Here is a 20,661-nt window from a genome sequence, read left to right on the forward strand (position 1 = left end):
TCGTCGAAAGGGTCATCACTCCATGTTCGTTGCACGCCCTCTGCGTTCGGATCGCTCACTCAAGCTGGCTATCCGCAGCGCGTTGCTAAGCCTTGCCCTGACCGGCGTCGCCTGCCCCGTTGCCCTTGCCGCGCCAGCGTCACTGGATGCCACTGCGACCCGCGCCTATAGCATTGCCCCCGGCCCGCTGGGGGCAACCTTGTCGAAGTTCGCGGTGGACGCCGGCATTGCGCTGTCATTCCAGCCATCGATGACCGAGGGCCTGATGAGTCCGGGGCTTTCCGGCACGTACTCGACCCAGGAAGCGATCACCCGACTGTTGTCCGGCAGCGGTCTGCAAATAGTGCCGCGCACTGATGGCAGCTACACCCTGGCGCCGATCCCGGCCAACAGCGAGGGTGACCTGACCCTTGCCGAAACCACGATCAACGGCACCGACGGTCGCAAGGGCAGCTTGCCGCCAGCCTACCCGGGCGGTCAGGTCGCCCGTGGCGGGCGTCTCGGCATGCTGGGCAACAAGGACGTGATGGACGCGCCGTTCAGCGTCAGCAACTACACCTCGACGCTGATGAAAGATCAGCAGGCCGTGACAGTGGCCGATGTGCTGGAGCGCGACTCCTCGGTACGCTCCACTGGCCAGACCGGCGGCATTGTCGATTCCTTCTTCATTCGCGGTTTCCCGGTGGGCGAAGGCAACCTCGGCGAACTGGCATTCGACGGGGTGTATGGCGTTGCACCCAACTACCGGGTCTTCACCGAATACGCCGAGCGTATCGAAGTGATCAAGGGCCCCGGCGCCCTGCTGTACGGCATGTCGCCCAACAGTGGTGTCGGTGGCGTGATCAACGTAGTCCCCAAGCGTTCTCTCGATGAGGACCTGACCCGTTTCACCGCCAGCTACGCCATGGATTCGCAGATCGGCGGGCACATCGATGTCAGCCGACGCTTCGGCGAAGAACGTCGCTTCGGTGTGCGCGTCAACGGCAGCACCCAGCAAGGTGACACGGCCATCGACGATCAATCTCGTGACGTCGACATCGGCGCCATCTCCCTGGACTATCAGGGTGATCGTCTGCGAACCACCCTGGACCTGATCAGCCAGAAAGAACAATTCGACGCCGCATCCCGTCCGTTCCTCATCGCCTCGGGCGTGGAGATTCCCTCCGCCGCCAACGGCCGCACCAACGTGAGCCAGGACTGGGGTTGGGCCGAAACCCGCGATAAATCGGCCCTGCTTGGTGCCGAGTACGACCTCAACGACGCCTTGACCGTGTTTGCCCACGCCGGTGGCGGCCGGTCGGACGTGAAGCGGATGTCTGATCAGACTCCCACCATTCTCAACAACGCGGGTGACACCTCTTCAATCCCGGGCTACTACAAGTTCGAAGTCGAGCGCTACACCGTCGACGCTGGTGCCCGCCTGCGCTTCGACACCGGCCCGATCAGCCACAGCACCACGTTGCAGGTCACCCGTTATCGCGACGAACTGAAACGCGGCATCATCTCCGGCCCGGCCGTGCTGTCGAACATGTACCACCCGATCGACCGTCCGAAACCGTCCATTGCCGAACCGGATGCCCTCAAAGTTTCCGAGACAGAACTGTCGGGCGTGGCGCTGGCCGACACCCTTTCGGTACTGGATGAGCGCTTGCAGGTCACTGTCGGCCTGCGCAAGCAGAACATCGAATCCGACAACTTCAATGCGGCCGGCGCCGTCACCACGTCTTACGACGAAAGCGAAACCACGCCGCTGTTCGGGGTGGTGGTCAAGCCCTGGGACCACGTGTCGTTCTACTACAACTACATCGAAGGCTTGAGCAAGGGCGACATCGCCCCGGCCACCGCGTCGAACTCCGGCGAGATCTTCGCGCCGTACATTTCCCGCCAGCAGGAAGTCGGGGTCAAGGTCGACTACGGCACCTTCACCTCCACGCTCAGCCTGTTCCAGATCAAGAAACCCAGCGGCGAGCTGGCCTCCGGCGTGTTCTCGGTACAAGGTGAACAGCGCAACCGGGGCGTAGAGTTGAACGTGTTTGGCGAGATCGCCCAAGGCACTCGCCTGCTCGGTGGCGTCACCGTCCTCGACGCTGAACTGACCAAGACCGCAACCGTCGCCAATCGCGGCAACAAGCCGGTGGGCGTGCCCGAGGTCCAGGCCAACTTGTGGGCCGAGTGGGATACGCCGTGGATCGAAGGTTTGACCCTGACCAGCGGCGCGATCTACACCGGCAGCCAATACGTCAACCAGGCCAACACCCAGGAACTCGACCCCTGGACCCGCTTCGATGTTGGCGCACGTTACGCCACGCGCATCGCCGAGCGTCCGACCACGTTCCGGGCCACAGTGCAGAACGTTTTCGACCGTGAGTACTGGTCCGGTGTCGCGTCCTATGGCGCCTTCTCACAAGGTTCGCCGCGCACCCTGCAACTGTCGGCCACCGTCGACTTCTGAAACGTTCAGCCCCGGGCAACGGCCTGAGCCGTTGCCCTGTCTGGCTACCTGCAAAGGTTTCAACCATGGCATCTGTTCATCCACGCCGCCACGCCTTCGCGGCCCTGCTATTGGCGGGGCTGCTGGGCGTGGTGGGGTTTTCTCTGGCACCACGCACCGCGCTCGCGGCGAATCCGGATCCCGCCGCCGTCACGGTCACTGACCTGCTGGGCCGCAAGGTCAAGGTTCACCTCCCGGTCAGGCGGGTGATACTCGGCGAAGGGCGTCAGTTGTACCTGGTCGCCGCGCTGGACACGCAAAACCCCATCGAGCGCATCGTCGGTTGGCGCAAGGACTTGATTCAGTCCGACCCGGATACTTACGGCGCCTACCTGCGCAAGTTCCCCGACATCGCCAGGATTCCCACCTTCGGCGGCTTCGAGGACGGCACCTTCGACATCGAGCAAGCGATCTCGCAACAACCGGACGTCATCGTCCTGAACATCGAAGCGCAACACGCCACCGAAGATGCGCGTTACATCGAGAAGCTCGACGCGCTGGGGATCCCGGTGGTCTACGTCGATTTTCGCAACAACCCGATGCAAAACACCGAGCCGACCATGCGCCTGTTCGGCCAGTTGTTTGGCAAGGAGGCGCGCGCCGAGGCGTTTATCGACTTCCGCAATCAACAGATCCGTCGTGTCACCGACGTCATCGAGGCCAAACACCCTGCGCGGCCCACGGTGTTCATCGAGCGAATCGGTGGGTACACCGACGATTGCTGCCTTAGTTTCGGCAACGAGAATTTCGGCCTGTTTGTCGACATGGCCGGTGGCAACAACATCGCCAAAAGCATCATTGTGAACACCTTTGGCCAGTTGAACCCCGAACAGGTGATCGTCGCCAACCCGGACCAAGTGGTCGTCACCAGCGCCAACTGGCAAGCCTTTGCGCCCGGCGGTCGCTGGGTGGGCGTCGGACCGGGCGCGGACCTGACACAAGCACGACATAAACTGGCCTGGTATACCCAACGCCCCGCCTACGCCGGTATCAAGGCGCAGAACGATCAAGCATTTCATGCCATCTGGCACCAGTTCTATAACAGCCCCTATCAGTTTGTGGCCATCCAGCAATTGGCCAAGTGGTTCCATCCGGCGCTGTTTGCCGATCTGGATCCCGACGCCGCGTTTCGCGAACTCCACGAGCGCTTCCTGCCCGTGCCCTACCAGCCGGGCTACTTCGTCAGCCTTGAGAAAACCGGGGGCAAGCCATGAGTTCGTTAGGCGAACTGCCTATTGCGCAGAGCGTGACGTACCGTCAACGGGTCCTGCGAAAACGGCTGATCCTGGTGGCGCTGGCGGTGTTGCTGGTGTTCAGCGTGCTGCTCGATCTGGCGCTGGGGCCGGCCAGTTACAGCCTGAGGGAGGTGCTTGGCGCCCTGTTTTCACCGGACACGGCGTCGGCGCAAGTGCGGGTGGTGATGTGGGATATCCGCTTGCCGGTCGCGCTGATGGCGGTTGCGGTCGGCGCGGCGCTGTCGCTGGCCGGTGCGCAGATGCAGACGATCCTCAACAACCCGCTGGCCAGCCCGTTCACCCTGGGCCTTTCTGCCGCCGCAAGTTTTGGCGCGGCAATGGGGCTGGCTTTCGGGGTGGCGCTGTTTCCACTGGCGGCGCAGTACATGGTGCCGCTGAACGCGTTCATCATGGCCATGCTCTGCGCACTGCTGATCCACTTTCTGAGCATGCGTCGTGGCGTAACAGCCGAAACCATCGTGTTGCTCGGCATTGCCCTGGTGTTTACGTTTAACGCGTTGTTGGCACTGGTGCAGTTTTTTGCCACAGAGCAAGCGGTGGCGGCCGTGGTGTTCTGGACCATGGGCAGCCTGACCAAAGCCACCTGGCCAAAACTCGGGGTGATTTGCGCGGTGATCCTCATCACCCTGCCGATCTTCGCCAAACGGGCCTGGGCCCTGACGGCCCTGCGCTTAGGCGATGACAAAGCCGCGAGCTTTGGGATCAACGTGCGCAGCTTGCGCTTCCAGACGCTGATCATGGTCAGCCTGCTCGCCTCGTTTCCGGTGGCCTTCGTCGGCACCATCGGTTTTATCGGGCTGGTCGGCCCGCACATTGCCCGGATGCTGATTGGTGAAGATCAACGGTTCTTTTTGCCGGCGTCATTGCTGACCGGTGCGCTGATTCTGTCCGCCAGTTCGGTGGTCAGCAAAACCCTGATCCCCGGTGCGATTTTCCCCATTGGCGTGGTCACTTCGCTGATCGGCGTGCCGTTCTTCATCTCTTTGATCCTCGGCGGGAAGAAAAACACATGGTGAAGCTCCAGCTTGAAAACCTTGGCGCCCGCTATGGCCAGCGCGAAATCATTAGCGCCGTGACCACGGCAACGTTTATCGGTGGCCAGGTGGTCGCAGTGGTCGGGCCCAATGCAGCGGGTAAATCCACCCTGTTCAAACGCATGGCCGGGATGATCGACGGCCCGGGACAGGTCAACTTGCAGGGCTCGAAAAAGGGGCCGCAGGGCATCAGCTATATGCCTCAGGGCTTGAATGCCAGTGCCCGGCTGACCGTCTATGAGTCCGTGCTGCTGGCCCGCAAACAACTGACGCCGCGATGGGTCGTTCACGACGACGAGCTGAAACTCGTGGACCAGATTCTCGACGCGCTCGGCATCACCGAACTATCCTTTCGCAACCTCGGTGAACTCAGTGGCGGGCAGCAGCAATTGGTATCGATCGCACAAACGCTGGTGCGCGAACCGGAAATCCTGCTGATGGACGAACCGACCAGCGCGCTGGACATGCATCGGCAGGTTCAAGTGCTGAACTTCATGCGCGCACTGGCACGAAAACGCGAAGTCATTGTATTTATTGCCATTCATGACCTGAATCAAGCGCTACGCTTTGCCGATCAGGTATTGGTGATTGCCAATGGAACGTCCCGGGGGAGCGGCCCCAGCGATGAAGTGATCACCGAACAGATGCTGCGCGATGTCTACGAGGTCGAAGCCAGAATCGAGATTTGCAGCCGTGGCCAGCGCCATATCCTGATCGACGACATCGTTTGAATCAGATCGACAGGGCAAGGGGCTGAGTCACTGCTAATCTGAATGAAAATGACATGTATTAACGGTTTATTTAACGTTTTTTTCTCATTGTACCCACTACATTCCAGCGATCCGAAACATGCAAATGATTCGCATTGGTTGAACCGCGAAATCCTGCGCATGACGCCCAAAAAAACAGGAGCTGCCCGAAGCATGAATCGCCATATCCCCTCTTTCCTGAAAAAAGCCCTGCTGGCCACTGCCCTGCTGAGCGCCGGCCACGTCTACGCCGCCGATGCCGACGGTATCGTGGTCTACAACGCCCAGCACGAAAGCCTGACCAAAGCCTGGGTCGAAGGTTTTACCAAGGAAACCGGGATCAAGGTCACGATACGCAATGGCGACGACACGGAAATGGGCAATCAGATCGTGCAGGAAGGCGCGGCCTCCCCGGCTGACGTGTTCCTGACCGAAAACTCCCCGGCCATGGTGCTGGTGGACAACGCCGGGCTGTTTGCGCCAGTGGCGCCGACCACCCTGGAGCAAGTCGACGCAGCCTACCGTCCGGCCCATGGCAAATGGGTCGGGATCGCGGCGCGCTCCACGGTGTTTGTCTACAACCCGGGCAAACTGCCTGAAGCCGAATTGCCGAAGTCGCTGATGGACCTCGCCGACGCCAAGTGGAAAGGCCGTTGGGCGGCCTCGCCGGCCGGTGCCGACTTCCAGGCGATTGTCGCCGCCGTGCTGGAGCTCAAGGGCGAAGCCGCCACGCTTGAGTGGCTGAAGGGCATGAAAAACAACTTTACCGCGTACCGGGGCAACAGCTCAGTGCTCAAAGCGGTCAACGCCGGGCAAATTGACAGCGGCGTGATTTATCACTATTACCGCTTCGGTGATCAGGCCAAGACCGGCGAGAACAGCAAGAACACCGCCCTGCACTACTTCAAGCACAAAGACCCGGGCGCGTTTGTGAGTATTTCCGGTGGCGGTGTCCTGGCGTCCAGCCAACACAAGGATCAAGCCCAGGCGTTCCTGAAGTGGGTCACCGGCAAAGACGGCCAGGCGATCCTCAAGACCGGCAACTCCTATGAATACGCTGTAGGCAAGAACGCTGAATCCAACCCCAAACTGGTGCCGCTGCAGCAGCTCGACGCGCCGAAAGTCGACGCCTCGAAACTCGACAGTAAAAAAGCCGTGGAGCTGATGACTCAGGCCGGACTGCTCTAATTGATACCTGAAACATTACCCGCGGGCGTCGCTGAGGCGATTCCCGCAACTTTACGCCGCCGTTCCCGCGGATTGTTCGTGGGTCGCGGCGGTGCGTGGGTGATCGGTTTGTCGGTGCTGGTTTCTCTGCTCGCGCTGCTGCCCATCGCCTTTGTCATCGGCGTGTCCGTACAAACTGGCTGGTCGACCTTGCTGGCGCTGGTGTTTCGGCCTCGGGTTGGCGAGCTGTTGATCAATACGGTGTTGCTGGTGTTGATCACGATCCCCTTGTGCATCGCGCTGGGCGTGACACTGGCCTGGCTGACCGAGCGCAGCGATCTGCCGGGGCGACGCTGGTGGTCGTTACTGGCGACCGCGCCGCTGGCGGTTCCGGCATTCGTCCACAGCTATGCCTGGGTCAGCCTGGTGCCGCCGATTCACGGGCTGTTTGCCGGGGTTCTGGTGTCGGTCATCGCCTACTTCCCCTTCCTCTACTTGCCTATTGCGGCGACCTTGCGTCGGCTCGATCCAGCCATTGAAGATGTCGCTCAATCGATGGGGCTCAAGCCCTGGGCCGTGTTTTTTCGCGTCGTGCTGCCGCAATTGCGCCTGGCCATTTGCGGCGGCGCCTTGCTGGTGGGGCTGCACCTGCTGGCCGAATATGGCCTGTACGCGATGATCCGCTTCGACACCTTCACCACGGCGATCTTCGATCAGTTCAAATCCACCTTCAACGGACCTGCCGCGCACATGCTGGCCAGTGTTCTCGCGCTGTGCTGCCTGGCGATGCTCACCGTCGAATCGACGGCGCGTGGCAATGCGCGTTATGCCCGCGTGGGTTCCGGCAGCGCCCGGGAGCAGCAGCTCGTGCGCCTGAAAAAGGTGCCCACGGTGCTCGCGCTGACCTTGCAAATCGTGACCTGCGCCCTCGCGCTCGGGGTGCCGTTGATCACCTTGGGCAAGTGGCTGATCGCCGGTGGTGTGCACGTCTGGCAGATGGACGACTTGATACCGGCACTGCAACAGACGTTGCTGCTGGGGATTGCGGGTGCGGCCCTCACCACCTGCGCGGCAATCCCGATTGCCTGGCTGTCGATCCGCTCGCCGGGGCGACTGCAACGGGTCCTCGAAAGCTGCAACTACATCACCAGCTCATTGCCGGGCATTGTGGTCGCCCTGGCCTTGGTGACCGTCACGGTACATTTCGCCCGGCCGATTTATCAGACCACGATCACCGTGCTGCTGGCGTATATGCTGATGTTTTTACCCCGTGCGCTGGTCAGCTTGCGGGCGGGCATCGCCCAGGCGCCGGTGGAGCTGGAGAACATCGCGCGCAGTCTCGGTCGCTCGCCCGGCCGCGCACTGTGGCTGATTACCCTGCGCCTCGCCGCGCCCGGTGCAGCCGCGGGTGCCGCGCTGGTGTTTCTGGCGATCACCAATGAATTGACCGCCACCTTGCTGCTCGCGCCGAACGGCACGCGCACGCTGGCGACCGGGTTCTGGGCGTTGACCAGCGAGATCGACTACGCCGCTGCCGCGCCATATGCCTTGCTGATGATCCTGCTGTCACTTCCGTTGACCGGGCTCCTCTATCACCAATCCAAAAAAACGGCTGGCCGATGAACGCTCTTGAACTGCATTCGATCTGCAAATCCTATGGCTCGCAACGCGCCCTGGAAAACATCAGCCTGTCGGTGCCAACGGGCAGCCGCACGGTGATCGTCGGGCCTTCCGGTTCGGGCAAAACCACCTTGTTGCGCATGATCGCCGGTTTCGAGTTTCCGGACTGGGGTCGCCTGACACTCAACGGCCAGACGTTGGTGGACGACACCCACGAAGTCCCGGCGCACCAACGTCAGATAGGTTATGTCCCGCAGGACGGCGCCCTGTTCCCGCACATGACCGTCGCCGCCAACATCGGTTTCGGCCTGTCGATCAAAGGTGCGCAAAAACAGGAGCGAATTGCTGAACTGATGGACAGCGTCGCACTGGATTCCAGCATGGCCAATCGTTGGCCCCACGAGCTTTCCGGCGGCCAGCAACAACGTGTGGCTCTGGCACGGGCACTGGCGCAACAGCCGCGCCTGATGTTGCTTGATGAGCCGTTTTCCGCGCTCGACACCGGCTTGCGCGCGGCCATGCGCAAACTGGTCGCGCGGTTGCTGGCAGACGCCGGGGTCACCACCATCCTGGTGACCCATGACCAAAGCGAGGCGCTGTCATTTGCCGATCAACTGGCGGTCATGCGCGAGGGCCAACTGGTGCAGTCAGGTCATCCACTGGACCTCTACCGCTACCCCGGTGACGAACAAACCGCGCTGTTTCTCGGCGATGCGGTGGTCATGCCCGCCAGGATCGAGGCTGGCTGGGCGCATTGTGATCTGGGGCGGATCCCGGTCAACAACCATCGCAACAACCGTTGCGCGCAGATCATGCTGCGGCCCGAGCAGCTGCAGGTGGTCGGCATCGTGCCGAGCGCGGTGGAGGCCACCGGGTGTCGCGCGGTGGTGACCGAGCGGGATTTCAGCGGCAATACCTGCACCTTGACCGTGGAACTGGAGTCGCTGCCATCCGCCGAGCAGCCCGGCCGCACACTCATGGTGCGCAGTTCGGGCCTGTACGCGCCCCCCACCGGCAGTGCGGTGCACGTCTCGACCATCGGTCACGCCCACGTGTTGAGCGAAGCTTAAAGGTCGAAACGATCCACGGCCCGTCGCCGCTCGTTGTCATCCCGCACGTCGTAGTTGGCGGTTGTCTGGATATTGCTGTGATGAGCGAGTTTCTGCGCGATCGACAGGTCATGCTCCTCGATCACCCGGGTAATGAACGAGCGGCGAAAATCGTGAGGCATGATCTTCACCCCGACCTGCGCACCGCGCTGGCGGGCGATGTAATAGATCGCGTGCTTGGTGATGCGCTCACGGGTGATGTGGCTGCCACGGCGAATGCGATTGAACAGGAACGGATCGTCCACTTCGCCGTCCTTGAGTTGCGAGCGGCGCAGCTCCAGCCAGGCATCCAGCTTGGCGAATGCCCAGGCCGGTGCGTATTTGATCAGTTGCTTGTTGCCTTTGGCGGTCACCCGCAGGCTGCGCTCGGTGAAATCCACCTGATCGAGGTCCAGGTTCACTGATTCCGACTTGCGCATGCCCGAGCCATACAGAATCCCGATGATCGCCGCGTCTCGCAGGCCCTGTGGCCGTGGGTCCGCGGCACAGACCGCCATCATTTCCTGAATCAGCGAGCGCCGCAGGTTGCGCCCCTGGGACAGTCGCGTTCCGGCAATTCCTTTGACCGAACGCATTTTCAGCAAGTGTTCCTGGCTGATCAGGCTCATGCGCCATGCTTCGTTCATCACCCCGCGCACAGCGTTGACGTACAGCGACGACGTATTCGGCGCGTAGCCATCCTCACGCAGTGCCGCGACCAGCGCGATCACATCCTCGGGCTGAAGCTCGTGCCAGGGAATTTCCTCGACGTTCATGTCTTCGAAGCCCAGACGGTCGGCGGCATCCTGCAACACATAACGCATGGTCAGTTGGCTGGACGGCGCCAGTCGCGCCAGATACACGGTCATCGGGCTCTTTGCAGCAGTTGAATCAGCAACAGGTAAGTCAATCAAAACAAAACGGCCTTGAGTGGAAACAGATCAATAAAACAACTAAGGATTGAAACATCCTTCATATAAAGCGGAACACTTCTGTAGGACCTTTCTACTAAAAACGCGATGAACGGCAGTAGTCTGAACATGGGCTTAATAGCTGTCAGAAAAACGATTCAACGACCGGTTTTTCATGTTCCTTTCACAAAAACGCGCCTAACCTCTTATGAATACGGTGAGCCGCAAGGGGCTCCCAACCTGCCGGTCCAGGCAGGAAAAGTCAATGAAAGCGGATTGTCAGCATGATGAGTCAACTCATTGATGCAGCTTTCATTTGTTCGGCTACGCTTTCATTGGATCCAAGAATTATCTAGAGCCATACCACTAAGCCAACAGCCTTGAGGTGCCCATGAGTCAGGCTTTTCTCCCCTTCTCCCGCCCCAGTATCGGCGATGAAGAAATGGCTGCCGTAGAGCAAGTATTGCGCTCCGGCTGGATCACTACCGGACCGAAAAACCAGCAACTGGAAGAACACTTCGCCAACTACGTGGGTTGCCGTCATGCCGTGGCACTTTCCTCGGCGACCGGCGCCATGCACGTCACATTACTGGCCTTGGGCATTGGTCCCGGCGATGAAGTGATCACGCCGTCACAGACCTGGGTCTCCACCGCCAACATGATCTGTCTGCTGGGCGCGACACCGGTGTTCGTCGACGTTGACCGCGACACGCTGATGAGCAATGTGGAGCACATTGAAGCGGCCATCACCCCGCGCACCCGGGCAATCATTCCGGTGCATTATGCCGGTGCCGCCTTCGATCTCGACCCGCTCTATGCGTTGGCCGACAAACACGGCATCCCCGTTATTGAAGACGCCGCCCACGCCGCAGGAACCCGCTACAAAAATCGTCACGTCGGCGCGAAAGGCACGGCGATCTTCTCGTTCCACGCGATCAAGAACATGACCTGTGCCGAGGGCGCGATGTTCGTCACGGATGATGAAGCGCTGGCCAGTCGAGTGCGCATGCTCAAGTTTCACGGCCTCGGCGTCGATGCCTACGACCGCCTGACCCACGGCCGCAAACCCCAGGCCCAGGTGATCGAACCGGGGTTTAAATACAACCTGGCCGACATCAATGCCGCCATTGCTTTGGTGCAACTGGAGCGCCTGGACCAGATCAACGCCAAGCGCACCGAACTGGCCAAGACTTACCTGCAACGGCTGGAAGGCTCACCGGTGCAACCGCTGACGATTCCGGCCTACCCGCAGCAGCACGCCTGGCACCTGTTCATCCTGCGTATCGACACCGAGCGTTGCGGGCTGGACCGTGAGGCGTTCATGAAAGCCCTGCAGGAACAAAACATCGGCACCGGCATTCACTTCATCGCCACTCACCTGCACACCTACTACCGCCAGCGATTCCCCAATATTTACTTACCCAACACCGAATGGAACTCGGCGCGCCTGTGTTCGATCCCGTTGTTCCCCGACATGACCCACGACGACGTCGACCGAGTGGTCAGCGCCATCGAAGCCACTGTGGACAGACGCCTGTGAAACCCTACCCAATCCGTTGCGTGTCAATTGTCATCCCGGTCTACAACGAACAGGACAGCCTGCCCGAATTGCTCAGGCGCACCGAAGCGGCGTGCCAGCAATTGCACCATGACTATGAAATCGTATTGGTCGACGACGGCAGCCGCGACCACTCGGCGCAGATACTTGAAGAAGCCGCCAGTCGCGAGTGCAGCCCGGTGGTGGCGGTCATTCTCAACCGCAATTACGGGCAGCACGCGGCAATCATGGCCGGTTTCGAGCAGTGCAAGGGCGATGTCGTCATCACCCTCGATGCCGATTTGCAAAACCCGCCCGAAGAAATTCCACGGTTGGTGGCTCAGGCCGAACTCGGCTATGACGTGGTCGCCACGGTACGCAACAACCGCCAGGACTCGGCCCTGCGCCGTTGGCCGTCGAAGCTGATCAACCTCGCCGTGCAGCGTTCCACCGGCGTCGCCATGAGCGACTACGGCTGCATGCTCCGGGCTTACCGCCGGACCATTGTCGACGCCATGCTCGCCTGCCGTGAACGCAGCACGTTCATTCCGATCCTGGCCAACAGCTTCGCCCGGCACACCACGGAAATCCTGGTGACCCACGCCGAGCGCGAACACGGCGAATCGAAGTACAGCCCCATGCGCCTGGTCAATCTGATGTTCGACCTGATCACGTGCATGACCACCACGCCGCTGCGGTTGCTGAGCATCGTCGGTTTCGCCATGGCCGGACTGGGCGTGGCATTCGCCATGGCGTTGATCGTCCTGCGGCTGGTGTTCGGTGCCAGTTGGGCCGGTGACGGTACGTTCGTGCTGTTCGCCGTGCTGTTCGTGTTCACCGGCGGCCAGTTCATCGGCATGGGGCTTTTGGGCGAGTACCTCGGGCGCATGTACAGCGACGTTCGCGCCCGTCCGCGGTTCTTCATCGAAAAAGTCCTGCGCGGCCAGCCGGCCACCCCGGCGCCTGTGGTCACCGTCGACGGCCTCACTTCCACCTCTTCAGATCAGGTTCTCTCATGAGCGCAAAAGCTGTTGTCTTCGCCTATCACGATATTGGCTGTGCCGGCATCGAAACCCTGCTCGCCAGCGGTTACGAAATTGCCGCCGTGTTCACCCATGCCGATGATCCGCAGGAAAACGCCTTCTACGGCTCGGTTGCGCAACTGTGCGCCCGTAAGGGGATCCCGGTGCACGCGCCGGAAGACGTCAATCATCCGCTGTGGATCGAACGCATCGCCAAGCTCAACCCCGATTACCTGTTCTCGTTTTACTACCGCCACCTGCTCAGCGAGCCGTTGCTGGCCACGGCCACTAAGGGCGCGTTCAACCTGCACGGCTCGTTGCTGCCGCGCTATCGCGGTCGTGCGCCGGCCAACTGGGTGCTGGTCAATGGCGAAAGCGAAACCGGCGTGACCCTGCACCGCATGGTCAAGCGTGCCGATGCCGGTGCGATTCTCGCCCAGAAAAAAGTCGCGATAGAGCGAAACGACACCGCGCTGAGCCTGCACGGCAAGTTGCGCGTGGCCGCTACCGACCTGCTGCGCGACACGCTGCCGGCGTTGCTCGCCGGGAAAGTCAGCGAGACCCCGCAGGACGAATCGAAAGCCACGGTGTTTGGTCGCCGCACGCCTGCCGACGGCAAGTTGATGTGGCAAAAACCGGCCGAAGAACTGTTCAATCTGGTACGCGCCGTGACCCAGCCTTATCCCGGCGCTTTCTGCGCGGTGGGTGAGCACAAGCTGATCGTCTGGAGCGCCGAAGTCGCCCAGGGCAACGAAGGTCAGGCACCGGGCCGGGTCATCAGCGTCGATCCGCTGCGTATTGCCTGCGGCGAAGATTCCCTGGTGATCACTGCCGGCCAACGCAACGACAACGGTTTGTACCTGAGCGGCCCGCAACTGGCCAACGAACTGGGGCTGGTCGACGGTTCCGTCCTGCGCGGTGCCGAATCAGGGCGCGCGCCACGTCGCACCCGCGTGCTGATCCTCGGCGTCAACGGCTTCATCGGCAATCACTTGTCCGAACGTTTGCTGCGTGACGACCGCTACGAGGTCTACGGCCTCGATATCGGCTCGGACGCCATCGAACGCCTGCGCAGCCATCCGCATTTCCACTTCGTCGAAGGCGACATCAGCATTCACTCCGAGTGGATCGAGTACCACATCAAGAAGTGCGACGTGGTCCTGCCGCTGGTGGCGATCGCCACGCCGATCGAGTACACCCGCAACCCGCTGCGCGTGTTCGAACTGGACTTCGAAGAAAACCTGAAACTGGTGCGCTACTGCGTCAAATACAACAAGCGCGTGATATTCCCCTCGACCTCGGAAGTCTATGGCATGTGCCAGGATCAGTATTTCGACGAAGACACTTCCAACCTTGTGGTCGGGCCGATCAACAAGCAGCGCTGGATCTACTCGACCTCCAAGCAATTGCTCGACCGCGTGATCTGGGCGTACGGCCAGAAAGGCCTGAACTTCACCCTGTTCCGCCCCTTCAACTGGATGGGCCCGCGCCTCGACCGACTGGACTCGGCGCGAATCGGCAGCTCCCGGGCGATCACGCAACTGATCCTCAACCTGGTGGAAGGCACGCCGATTCGCCTGTTCGACGGCGGTGAGCAAAAACGCTGCTTCACCGACATCGCCGACGGCGTCGAAGCGTTGGCGCGGATCATCGATAACGACAACGATGCCTGCAACGGCCAGATCATCAACATCGGCAACCCGGACAACGAAGCCAGCATCCGTCAGTTGGGCGAGGAGCTGCTGCGCCAGTTCGAAGCGCACCCGCTGCGCGACAACTTCCCGCCGTTCGCCGGCTTCCGCGACGTTGAAAGCAAGGCGTTCTACGGCACCGGTTACCAGGACGTGTCCCACCGCAAACCGAGCATCGATAACGCCAAGCGTCTTTTGGACTGGGCGCCGACCGTGCAGATGAGCGAAACCATCGGCAACACCCTGGATTTCTTCTTGCGTGAAGCGATGCTCGAAATCGCGGACAAGCTCTGATGCAGGCAGGCCTTCGAATCGATGTCGACACCTACCGGGGCACTCGGGAAGGAGTGCCCCGGTTGCTGGAGATGCTCGATGAAGCGCAGGTCAAAGCGACTTTTTTCTTCAGTGTCGGGCCGGACAACATGGGGCGCCACTTGTGGCGCCTGATCCGTCCGCAGTTCCTGTGGAAGATGCTGCGCTCCAACGCCGCCGGGCTGTACGGCTGGGACATCCTGTTGGCCGGCACCGCATGGCCGGGCAAACTCATTGGTCGCGACCTCGGGCACTTGATGCGCCAGGCCCGGGATGCAGGTCATGAAGTCGGCCTGCATGCCTGGGATCACCACGGCTGGCAGGCCAATGCCGGGCGCTGGAGCGACGCACAGTTGATCGAGCAGATTCGCCAGGGCGTGGACACGCTCGGCGACATCCTCGGGCAAAAAATCGAGTGCTCGGCAGCCGCTGGCTGGCGCGCGGACGAGCGCGTGATCGAGGCCAAGCAGGCTTTTGGCTTTCGATACAACAGCGATTGCCGTGGCCACAGCCTGTTCCAGCCGACTCTGGCCGGGGGTGGTTTGGGGGCACCGCAGATTCCGGTGGACCTGCCGACCTTCGATGAAGTGGTTGGCCCAACGCTCGCGTCCAAAGACTTCAATGGATTCATTCTCGATCGATTCTCCCCGGAAAAACTCAACGTCTATACGATCCACGCCGAAGTAGAAGGGATTCTGATGGCCAACGATTTTCGTCAACTGCTGGCCGCTGCGCGTCAGCGAGGTATTCGCTTTCAACCCTTGGGCGAATGGCTGCCCGCGGCGCCAGGCACCTTGCCGACCGGTCGCGTACTGCGCGGCACGCTCGACGGCCGTGAAGGCTGGCTGGGAGTGCAAGGTGCATGAGTAAACGCTGGGTACTGCCGCTGCTGCTGGGGCTTTTCCTGCTGGGCTACCTGCTGCCAATGGGCACCCACGGACTGTGGATTCCCGATGAAACCCGTTACGCGCAGATCAGCCAGGACATGCTCTTGAGCGGCAATTGGATCTCGCCGCATTTCATGAGCCTGCGCTATTTCGAAAAACCGGTGGCCGGGTACTGGATGATTGCCGTTGGCCAGGCACTGTTTGGCGACAATCTGTTCGGGGTTCGGATTGCTTCGGCCATCAGTACCGGACTCAGTGTGATGCTGTGTTACTTGATCGCTCGCCGGCTGTGGAACGAGCCACGCAAAAGCTTTGCCTGCGCGTTGCTGTACATGAGTTTCACCGTGGTCGCCGGGCAAGCCGGCTACGCCAACCTCGATCCGCAGTTCACTTTCTGGGTCAACCTGAGCCTGGTCGCCTTGTGGTTTGCGTTGGACAGCGCCACCCGCGCCCGACGCCTGATTGCCTGGGCAACACTGGGCCTGGCCTGTGGCATGGGCTTCTTGACCAAGGGCTTTCTCGCCTGGCTGCTGCCGGTGCTGATCGCCCTGCCCTGGATGCTCTGGCAAAAACGCTGGCGTGAACTGTTGATCTACGGCCCGCTGGCAATTGCCGTGGCCATCGTCGTGAGCCTGCCCTGGGCCTTGGCGGTGCACGCGCAGGAGCCCGATTACTGGCGGTTTTTCTTCTGGCACGAGCACATCCGTCGGTTCGCCAGTGAGGACGCGCAGCATGACGCGCCGTGGTGGTTTTATCTGCCGTTGCTGGTGGCGTTCAGTCTGCCGTGGGTGGTGCTGCTGCCGTCTGCACTTCGTCAGGCATGGCAAACCCGCAGGCAGGCAAACATCGCTTTCCTGCTGTTGTGGTTGCTGATGCCGCTGCTGTTTTTCAGCCTGAGCAACGGCAAGTTGCCCACCTACATCATGCCGTGCCTGTTGCCACTGGCTTTGCTGCTGGGGCATGCGCTGGCGGATCGCTTGCGGTTGGAGCAAGGCCGGGTACTGGGCCTCAATGGTTTGCTCAATCTCATGCTGGGCCTGACCACCCTCTTCACTTTGGTGTACCTGCAACTTAAGAAACCGCTGTACGACCACGAGTTGCACAACCTGGTGCTGGTGTTCATCGGCCTGATCGGCTGGATCATCGCCAACCTGCTGCAAGCGTTCCGGCCCTTGCAATGCTGGGCGGCGCCGGCCTTCGGCAGTCTGCTGCTGGTCGGGGTCTTGCCGGCGGCCATACCCGAATCGGTGGTGGCGAACAAAATGCCCGACCAGTTTGTCCTTGAGCATGCCCGGGAGCTCGGCGAGACCGTCAGTTTGTTGAGCAACGATCTGGGCGCCGCTTCGGCCCTGGCCTGGCGCCTGAAACGCCCGGACGTGGCGTTGTACAACACGATAGGCGAACTGAAATATGGCCTCGCTTATCCTGACGGCGTGTCGCAACGCGTCGACCCTGATCGCGTGCAACAGTGGATGCACGACGCCCGTCAGCGTGGCTCGGTAGGCGTGCTGATGCGGGTCAAGGGTGAAGACGAGCTGCATGAAATCGACCGCTTGCCCAAGGATGGCAAACGCTATGAACAAGGCAACCTTGTGATTTTGATATTCCCTCAGGGTGCGTCATGAGCCTGTTGCTGGTATTGGCGGCCTGCCTGCTGACCTGCCTGGGCCAGATCGCCCAGAAATACGCCGTGGAGAACTGGCGCGGCAAAACGTCGGGCTGGGGCGAAAAATTGCGCTCGCCATGGCTGTGGCTGGCCCTCGCCGCGCTAGGCGCGGGTTTGCTGGTATGGCTGCTGGTGTTGCAGCGACTTGAAGTCGGCGTCGCCTATCCGATGTTGAGCCTCAATTTTGTGCTGATCACCCTGATCGCTCGCTTTGTCTTCCACGAAACCATCGACCGCCGCCACGGGTTGGGCGTGGCGCTGGTGATCGGCGGCGTGATTTTGCTGGGGTTGAACGCATGAGCCTGCGCCGGGGCATCGCCTTCGCCCTGGGCAGCGTGCTGCTCGGCAGTGCCGCGCAGTTGGGCATGCGCTGGAGCATGACGCGCCTGCCGTCACCGGAGCACTTGCTGACCGCCAGCCTCGACCCGAGCGCCGTCGCGGTGGTGCTGGCCGCGATCCTCGCTTACGCCCTGTCGATGCTCAGCTGGCTCGTGGCCCTGCGCGATGTGCCGCTGGGCCGGGCTTACTCGCTGCTGAGCATCAGCTACGCGCTGGTGTACTTGCTGGCCGCCGTCCTGCCGGTGTTCAACGAAGACTTCAGCCTTTCCAAAAGCCTCGGGGTGGCCTTGGTCATTCTGGGCGTCATCACCATCAACGCTCGACCTGCTCACGCGTCCACACTCAGGAGTGACCTATGAAAATCAGTGTATTTGGTAGCGGTTACGTCGGCCTGGTGCAGGCCGCTGTCCTGGCTGAAGTCGGCCACGACGTAGTTTGCATGGACATCGACGAGAAAAAAGTCGAGTTGCTGCAACAAGGCCACGTGAGCATTTTCGAGCCGGGGCTGGCCAGCCTCGTGCGCGAAAGCCTGGAGGCCAAGCGGTTGCAGTTCACCACTGATGAAAAATTCGCGGTGCAACACGGCCAGGTGTTGTTCATTGCGGTGGGCACGCCGTCCCGGGACGATGGTTCAGCGGATTTGCGCTACGTGCTGTCGGTGGGCGAAGCGGTGGCCCGCCACCGCGAGCAGCCGGTGATTCTGGTGGAGAAATCCACCGTTCCCGTGGGCACCGGCGATACCTTGCGCTCGCACATCGACAAGTGCCTGATCAAGGTCGGCCGGTTGCTGCAGTTCGATATCGTCTCCAATCCGGAGTTCTTGAAAGAAGGCTCCGCCGTCGCCGATTGCCGGCGCCCGGACCGTATCATCATCGGTTGCGAAAACGATGACGTGCGCGATGTCATGCGCGACCTCTACGCACCGTTCAACCGCAACCATGACCGGATCATGTTCATGGACCTGCGCAGCGCCGAGCTGACCAAGTACGCCGCCAACTGCATGCTGGCGACCAAGATCAGCTTCATCAACCAGATCGCCGAACTGGCCGAACACCTCGGCGCCGACATCGAATCGGTACGCCTGGGCATCGGCGCCGATTCGCGCATCGGCTACCACTTCATCTACCCCGGCTGCGGTTACGGCGGTTCGTGTTTCCCCAAGGACATGCGCGCCTTGATCCACAGCGCCGAGGAAGCGCATTGCTCCAGCGACCTGCTGCAAGCGGTGGAAGCCATCAACCAGCGGCAGAAACACAAGCTGTTCGAGCGCATCAACGCGTTCTACAAGGGCGATTTGCGCGGCAAGACGTTTGCTGTGTGGGGCCTGGCGTTCAAGCCCAACACCGACGACATGCGCGACGCGCCGAGTCGGGTACTCCTGGAATCGCTGTGGGCCGCCGGTGCCAGCGTGCGGGCGTTCGACCCGGAGGCGATGCAGGAAACCCAGCATTTGTATCCCGACGAAGCGAAGCTGATGCTCATGGGCACCCCGGAATCGGTGCTGGCCGGCGCTGATGCGTTGATCATCTGCACCGAATGGCAGCAGTTCAAGGCGCCGGATTTCAATCTGATCCAGCAACGATTGAAAGCGCCGGTGATATTCGATGGACGCAATCTGTATGACGCGGACCGGTTGGCGCGCAGCGGGTTTATGTACTTTCCAATGGGCCGCGGCGACTCGCGCAAGTTACCGATTCCGCATCAACAATGGCCAGTGGCTTCGGTTGTTGCGTGATTGACAGAGGCATACGCAAAACACTGTAGGAGCCGGCTTGCCGGCGATGAGGACCTTGGACTTTGTGGTGATCTTTTGATTGCTATCGCTGGCAAGCCAGCTCCTACAGTTTGATGGTGTCAGTAAAGTTTGATTAACAAACAGGCACCTTCAAATCAACGCCCAACGCCTGGGCAAACGCCTTCACCAACGGACTGCGCACGGTGTTGTGACGCAGGATCAGATTGAACGGTGTGCTGATGTGAATGAGGTCCGGCCGCACCGCGCGAAACTGCCCTTGGGCGACCATCGACGCGGCGTAATGCTGCGGTAGAAAACCCACGAAACGCCCGGTCTTGATCAGCAGCGCCACGGCTTCCACCTGGGTCGCCGAGGCGGAAAAACTGTCGTACCGGGCAAAATTCAGTTTGTCGCGATGGATCGCGTATCGGTGGTTGATGCACTCGTAATCCTTGAGCACGTTGCTGCCGATTTCTGCCTCTGGCACCGAGAACAACGGGTGGCCGATTGCGCAGTAAACCTCCGAGCGTTCTTCATACAGCGTGTAATAGTCGAACTCTTCGCGTTTCTGATAAACCGGCACAATACCGGCTACCAGGCGTCCCTCTACGACCCCTCTTTCAATTTCATCGAGCTGTGATGCTTGAAGTTGAAACCTTACTTTCGGCGAGTCTTCATTTATCCGTCTAAGCGCTGCAACTAATGGCGAATTAAAATCGGAAATAGTGTTATCAATAACACCCACACCCAAGTCGCCAATAAGTTCATTCTGCGCCGAACTAAGGCGGTCGCGAAAGTTGTCGACCGAGGCAAATAAATCAATCGACGCCTGATACACCAGGCGGCCTTCTTCGGTCAGATGAAAGCCCTCGCGACCTCGGGTGCACAAGCGCATGCCGATACGAATTTCAAGGTCGGAGATCTGTTTGCTGATGGCCGCCAGCCCCACATTCAGCTCGTTCTGCGCCGCACTGAAACCGCCGGCCTCGACCACGGCCTTGAACACTTTGAGCAGTTTGAAATCCAGCCCGCTGAGGGCCAGTGGCGCCCGATGCGCCGTTTTTGGCGCCGGGTTTCCGGAATTGGAAAGTGGGGTTTCCATAATGCTTATTTACCTCTGGCGCGCTATTCAACAACCTGTACCCAACAACAAAAA

At 60.8% G+C, this 20,661-nt stretch carries 17 protein-coding genes; 15 read left to right on the top strand and 2 right to left on the bottom strand.

The genetic code is table 11. From position 1 onward, the window contains the following. Positions 1 to 22: 22 nt before the first annotated feature. The 7 genes from PMI32_RS22030 to PMI32_RS22000 all read left to right on the top strand — a co-directional run bounded on the left by PMI32_RS22030 (position 23) and on the right by PMI32_RS22000 (position 9,387). A complete protein-coding gene (locus PMI32_RS22030) occupies positions 23 to 2,452 on the top strand; it encodes a TonB-dependent receptor (protein ID WP_008026440.1) in 2,430 nt (809 codons plus the stop codon). A gap of 65 nt (positions 2,453 to 2,517) precedes the next feature. Next, entirely contained in the window at positions 2,518 to 3,705 is a 1,188-nt protein-coding gene (locus tag PMI32_RS22025) for an ABC transporter substrate-binding protein (RefSeq protein WP_008026442.1), read from the top strand. Further along, positions 3,702 to 4,763, top strand: a complete 1,062-nt coding sequence (locus PMI32_RS22020; RefSeq protein WP_008026444.1) for a FecCD family ABC transporter permease — start codon at positions 3,702 to 3,704, stop codon at positions 4,761 to 4,763. Before PMI32_RS22025 ends, PMI32_RS22020 begins: the two co-directional genes overlap by 4 nt. After that, positions 4,757 to 5,512 (top strand): ABC transporter ATP-binding protein, encoded by a 756-nt coding sequence (locus PMI32_RS22015; RefSeq protein WP_008026446.1) that lies wholly within the window; start codon positions 4,757 to 4,759, stop codon positions 5,510 to 5,512. Before PMI32_RS22020 ends, PMI32_RS22015 begins: the two co-directional genes overlap by 7 nt. Before the next feature lie 192 nt (positions 5,513 to 5,704). After that, positions 5,705 to 6,718: an iron ABC transporter substrate-binding protein gene (locus PMI32_RS22010; protein WP_008026448.1), complete on the top strand. Its 1,014-nt coding sequence runs from the start codon at positions 5,705 to 5,707 to the stop codon at positions 6,716 to 6,718. Between the two features lie 3 nt (positions 6,719 to 6,721). Next, positions 6,722 to 8,320, top strand: a complete 1,599-nt coding sequence (locus PMI32_RS22005; protein ID WP_032828628.1) for an ABC transporter permease — start codon at positions 6,722 to 6,724, stop codon at positions 8,318 to 8,320. Then, positions 8,317 to 9,387: an ABC transporter ATP-binding protein gene (locus tag PMI32_RS22000; protein WP_008026452.1), complete on the top strand. Its 1,071-nt coding sequence runs from the start codon at positions 8,317 to 8,319 to the stop codon at positions 9,385 to 9,387. Before PMI32_RS22005 ends, PMI32_RS22000 begins: the two co-directional genes overlap by 4 nt. Here PMI32_RS22000 and PMI32_RS21995 read toward each other — a convergent pair. Further along, the gene (locus PMI32_RS21995; RefSeq protein WP_008026453.1) at positions 9,384 to 10,274 is read right to left on the bottom strand and encodes a site-specific integrase; all 891 of its coding nucleotides are present in this window, start codon (positions 10,272 to 10,274) and stop codon (positions 9,384 to 9,386) included. The genes PMI32_RS22000 and PMI32_RS21995 overlap by 4 nt on opposite strands. 433 nt (positions 10,275 to 10,707) lie before the next feature. On the opposite strand from PMI32_RS21995, the gene arnB reads away from it, so the two are divergent. The 8 genes from arnB to PMI32_RS21955 are packed head-to-tail and all read left to right on the top strand — an operon-like array spanning position 10,708 to position 19,505. Further along, positions 10,708 to 11,856, top strand: a complete 1,149-nt coding sequence (arnB, locus tag PMI32_RS21990) for a UDP-4-amino-4-deoxy-L-arabinose aminotransferase (RefSeq protein ID WP_008026456.1) — start codon at positions 10,708 to 10,710, stop codon at positions 11,854 to 11,856. Then, a complete protein-coding gene (arnC, locus tag PMI32_RS21985; protein ID WP_008026458.1) occupies positions 11,853 to 12,872 on the top strand; it encodes an undecaprenyl-phosphate 4-deoxy-4-formamido-L-arabinose transferase in 1,020 nt (339 codons plus the stop codon). The genes arnB and arnC overlap by 4 nt, the downstream gene beginning before the upstream one ends. Next, positions 12,869 to 14,860, top strand: coding sequence for a bifunctional UDP-4-amino-4-deoxy-L-arabinose formyltransferase/UDP-glucuronic acid oxidase ArnA (gene arnA, locus PMI32_RS21980; protein WP_008026460.1), 1,992 nt, complete (start codon positions 12,869 to 12,871; stop codon positions 14,858 to 14,860). Before arnC ends, arnA begins: the two co-directional genes overlap by 4 nt. Continuing rightward, a complete protein-coding gene (gene arnD, locus PMI32_RS21975; protein ID WP_008026462.1) occupies positions 14,860 to 15,744 on the top strand; it encodes a 4-deoxy-4-formamido-L-arabinose-phosphoundecaprenol deformylase in 885 nt (294 codons plus the stop codon). The genes arnA and arnD overlap by 1 nt, the downstream gene beginning before the upstream one ends. Continuing rightward, positions 15,741 to 17,390 carry a lipid IV(A) 4-amino-4-deoxy-L-arabinosyltransferase gene (gene arnT, locus PMI32_RS21970; RefSeq protein ID WP_008026464.1) on the top strand — a complete coding sequence of 550 codons (1,650 nt, stop codon included), beginning with the start codon at positions 15,741 to 15,743 and terminating at the stop codon, positions 17,388 to 17,390. Before arnD ends, arnT begins: the two co-directional genes overlap by 4 nt. Next, positions 17,387 to 17,731, top strand: coding sequence for a 4-amino-4-deoxy-L-arabinose-phosphoundecaprenol flippase subunit ArnE (gene arnE, locus PMI32_RS21965; protein WP_008026468.1), 345 nt, complete (start codon positions 17,387 to 17,389; stop codon positions 17,729 to 17,731). The genes arnT and arnE overlap by 4 nt, the downstream gene beginning before the upstream one ends. Beyond that, positions 17,728 to 18,129 (top strand): 4-amino-4-deoxy-L-arabinose-phosphoundecaprenol flippase subunit ArnF, encoded by a 402-nt coding sequence (gene arnF / locus PMI32_RS21960; RefSeq protein WP_008026471.1) that lies wholly within the window; start codon positions 17,728 to 17,730, stop codon positions 18,127 to 18,129. Before arnE ends, arnF begins: the two co-directional genes overlap by 4 nt. Then, a complete protein-coding gene (locus tag PMI32_RS21955; RefSeq protein ID WP_008026472.1) occupies positions 18,126 to 19,505 on the top strand; it encodes a UDP-glucose dehydrogenase family protein in 1,380 nt (459 codons plus the stop codon). The genes arnF and PMI32_RS21955 overlap by 4 nt, the downstream gene beginning before the upstream one ends. A gap of 133 nt (positions 19,506 to 19,638) precedes the next feature. Here the strand turns inward: PMI32_RS21955 and PMI32_RS21950 are convergent, their stop codons facing one another. Next, positions 19,639 to 20,607 carry a LysR family transcriptional regulator gene (locus tag PMI32_RS21950; RefSeq protein ID WP_008026474.1) on the bottom strand — a complete coding sequence of 323 codons (969 nt, stop codon included), beginning with the start codon at positions 20,605 to 20,607 and terminating at the stop codon, positions 19,639 to 19,641. Positions 20,608 to 20,661: the final 54 nt, after the last annotated feature.

It is taken from the genome of Pseudomonas sp. GM60, assembly GCF_000282415.1.
GTDB classification, from domain to species: domain Bacteria; phylum Pseudomonadota; class Gammaproteobacteria; order Pseudomonadales; family Pseudomonadaceae; genus Aquipseudomonas; species Aquipseudomonas migulae.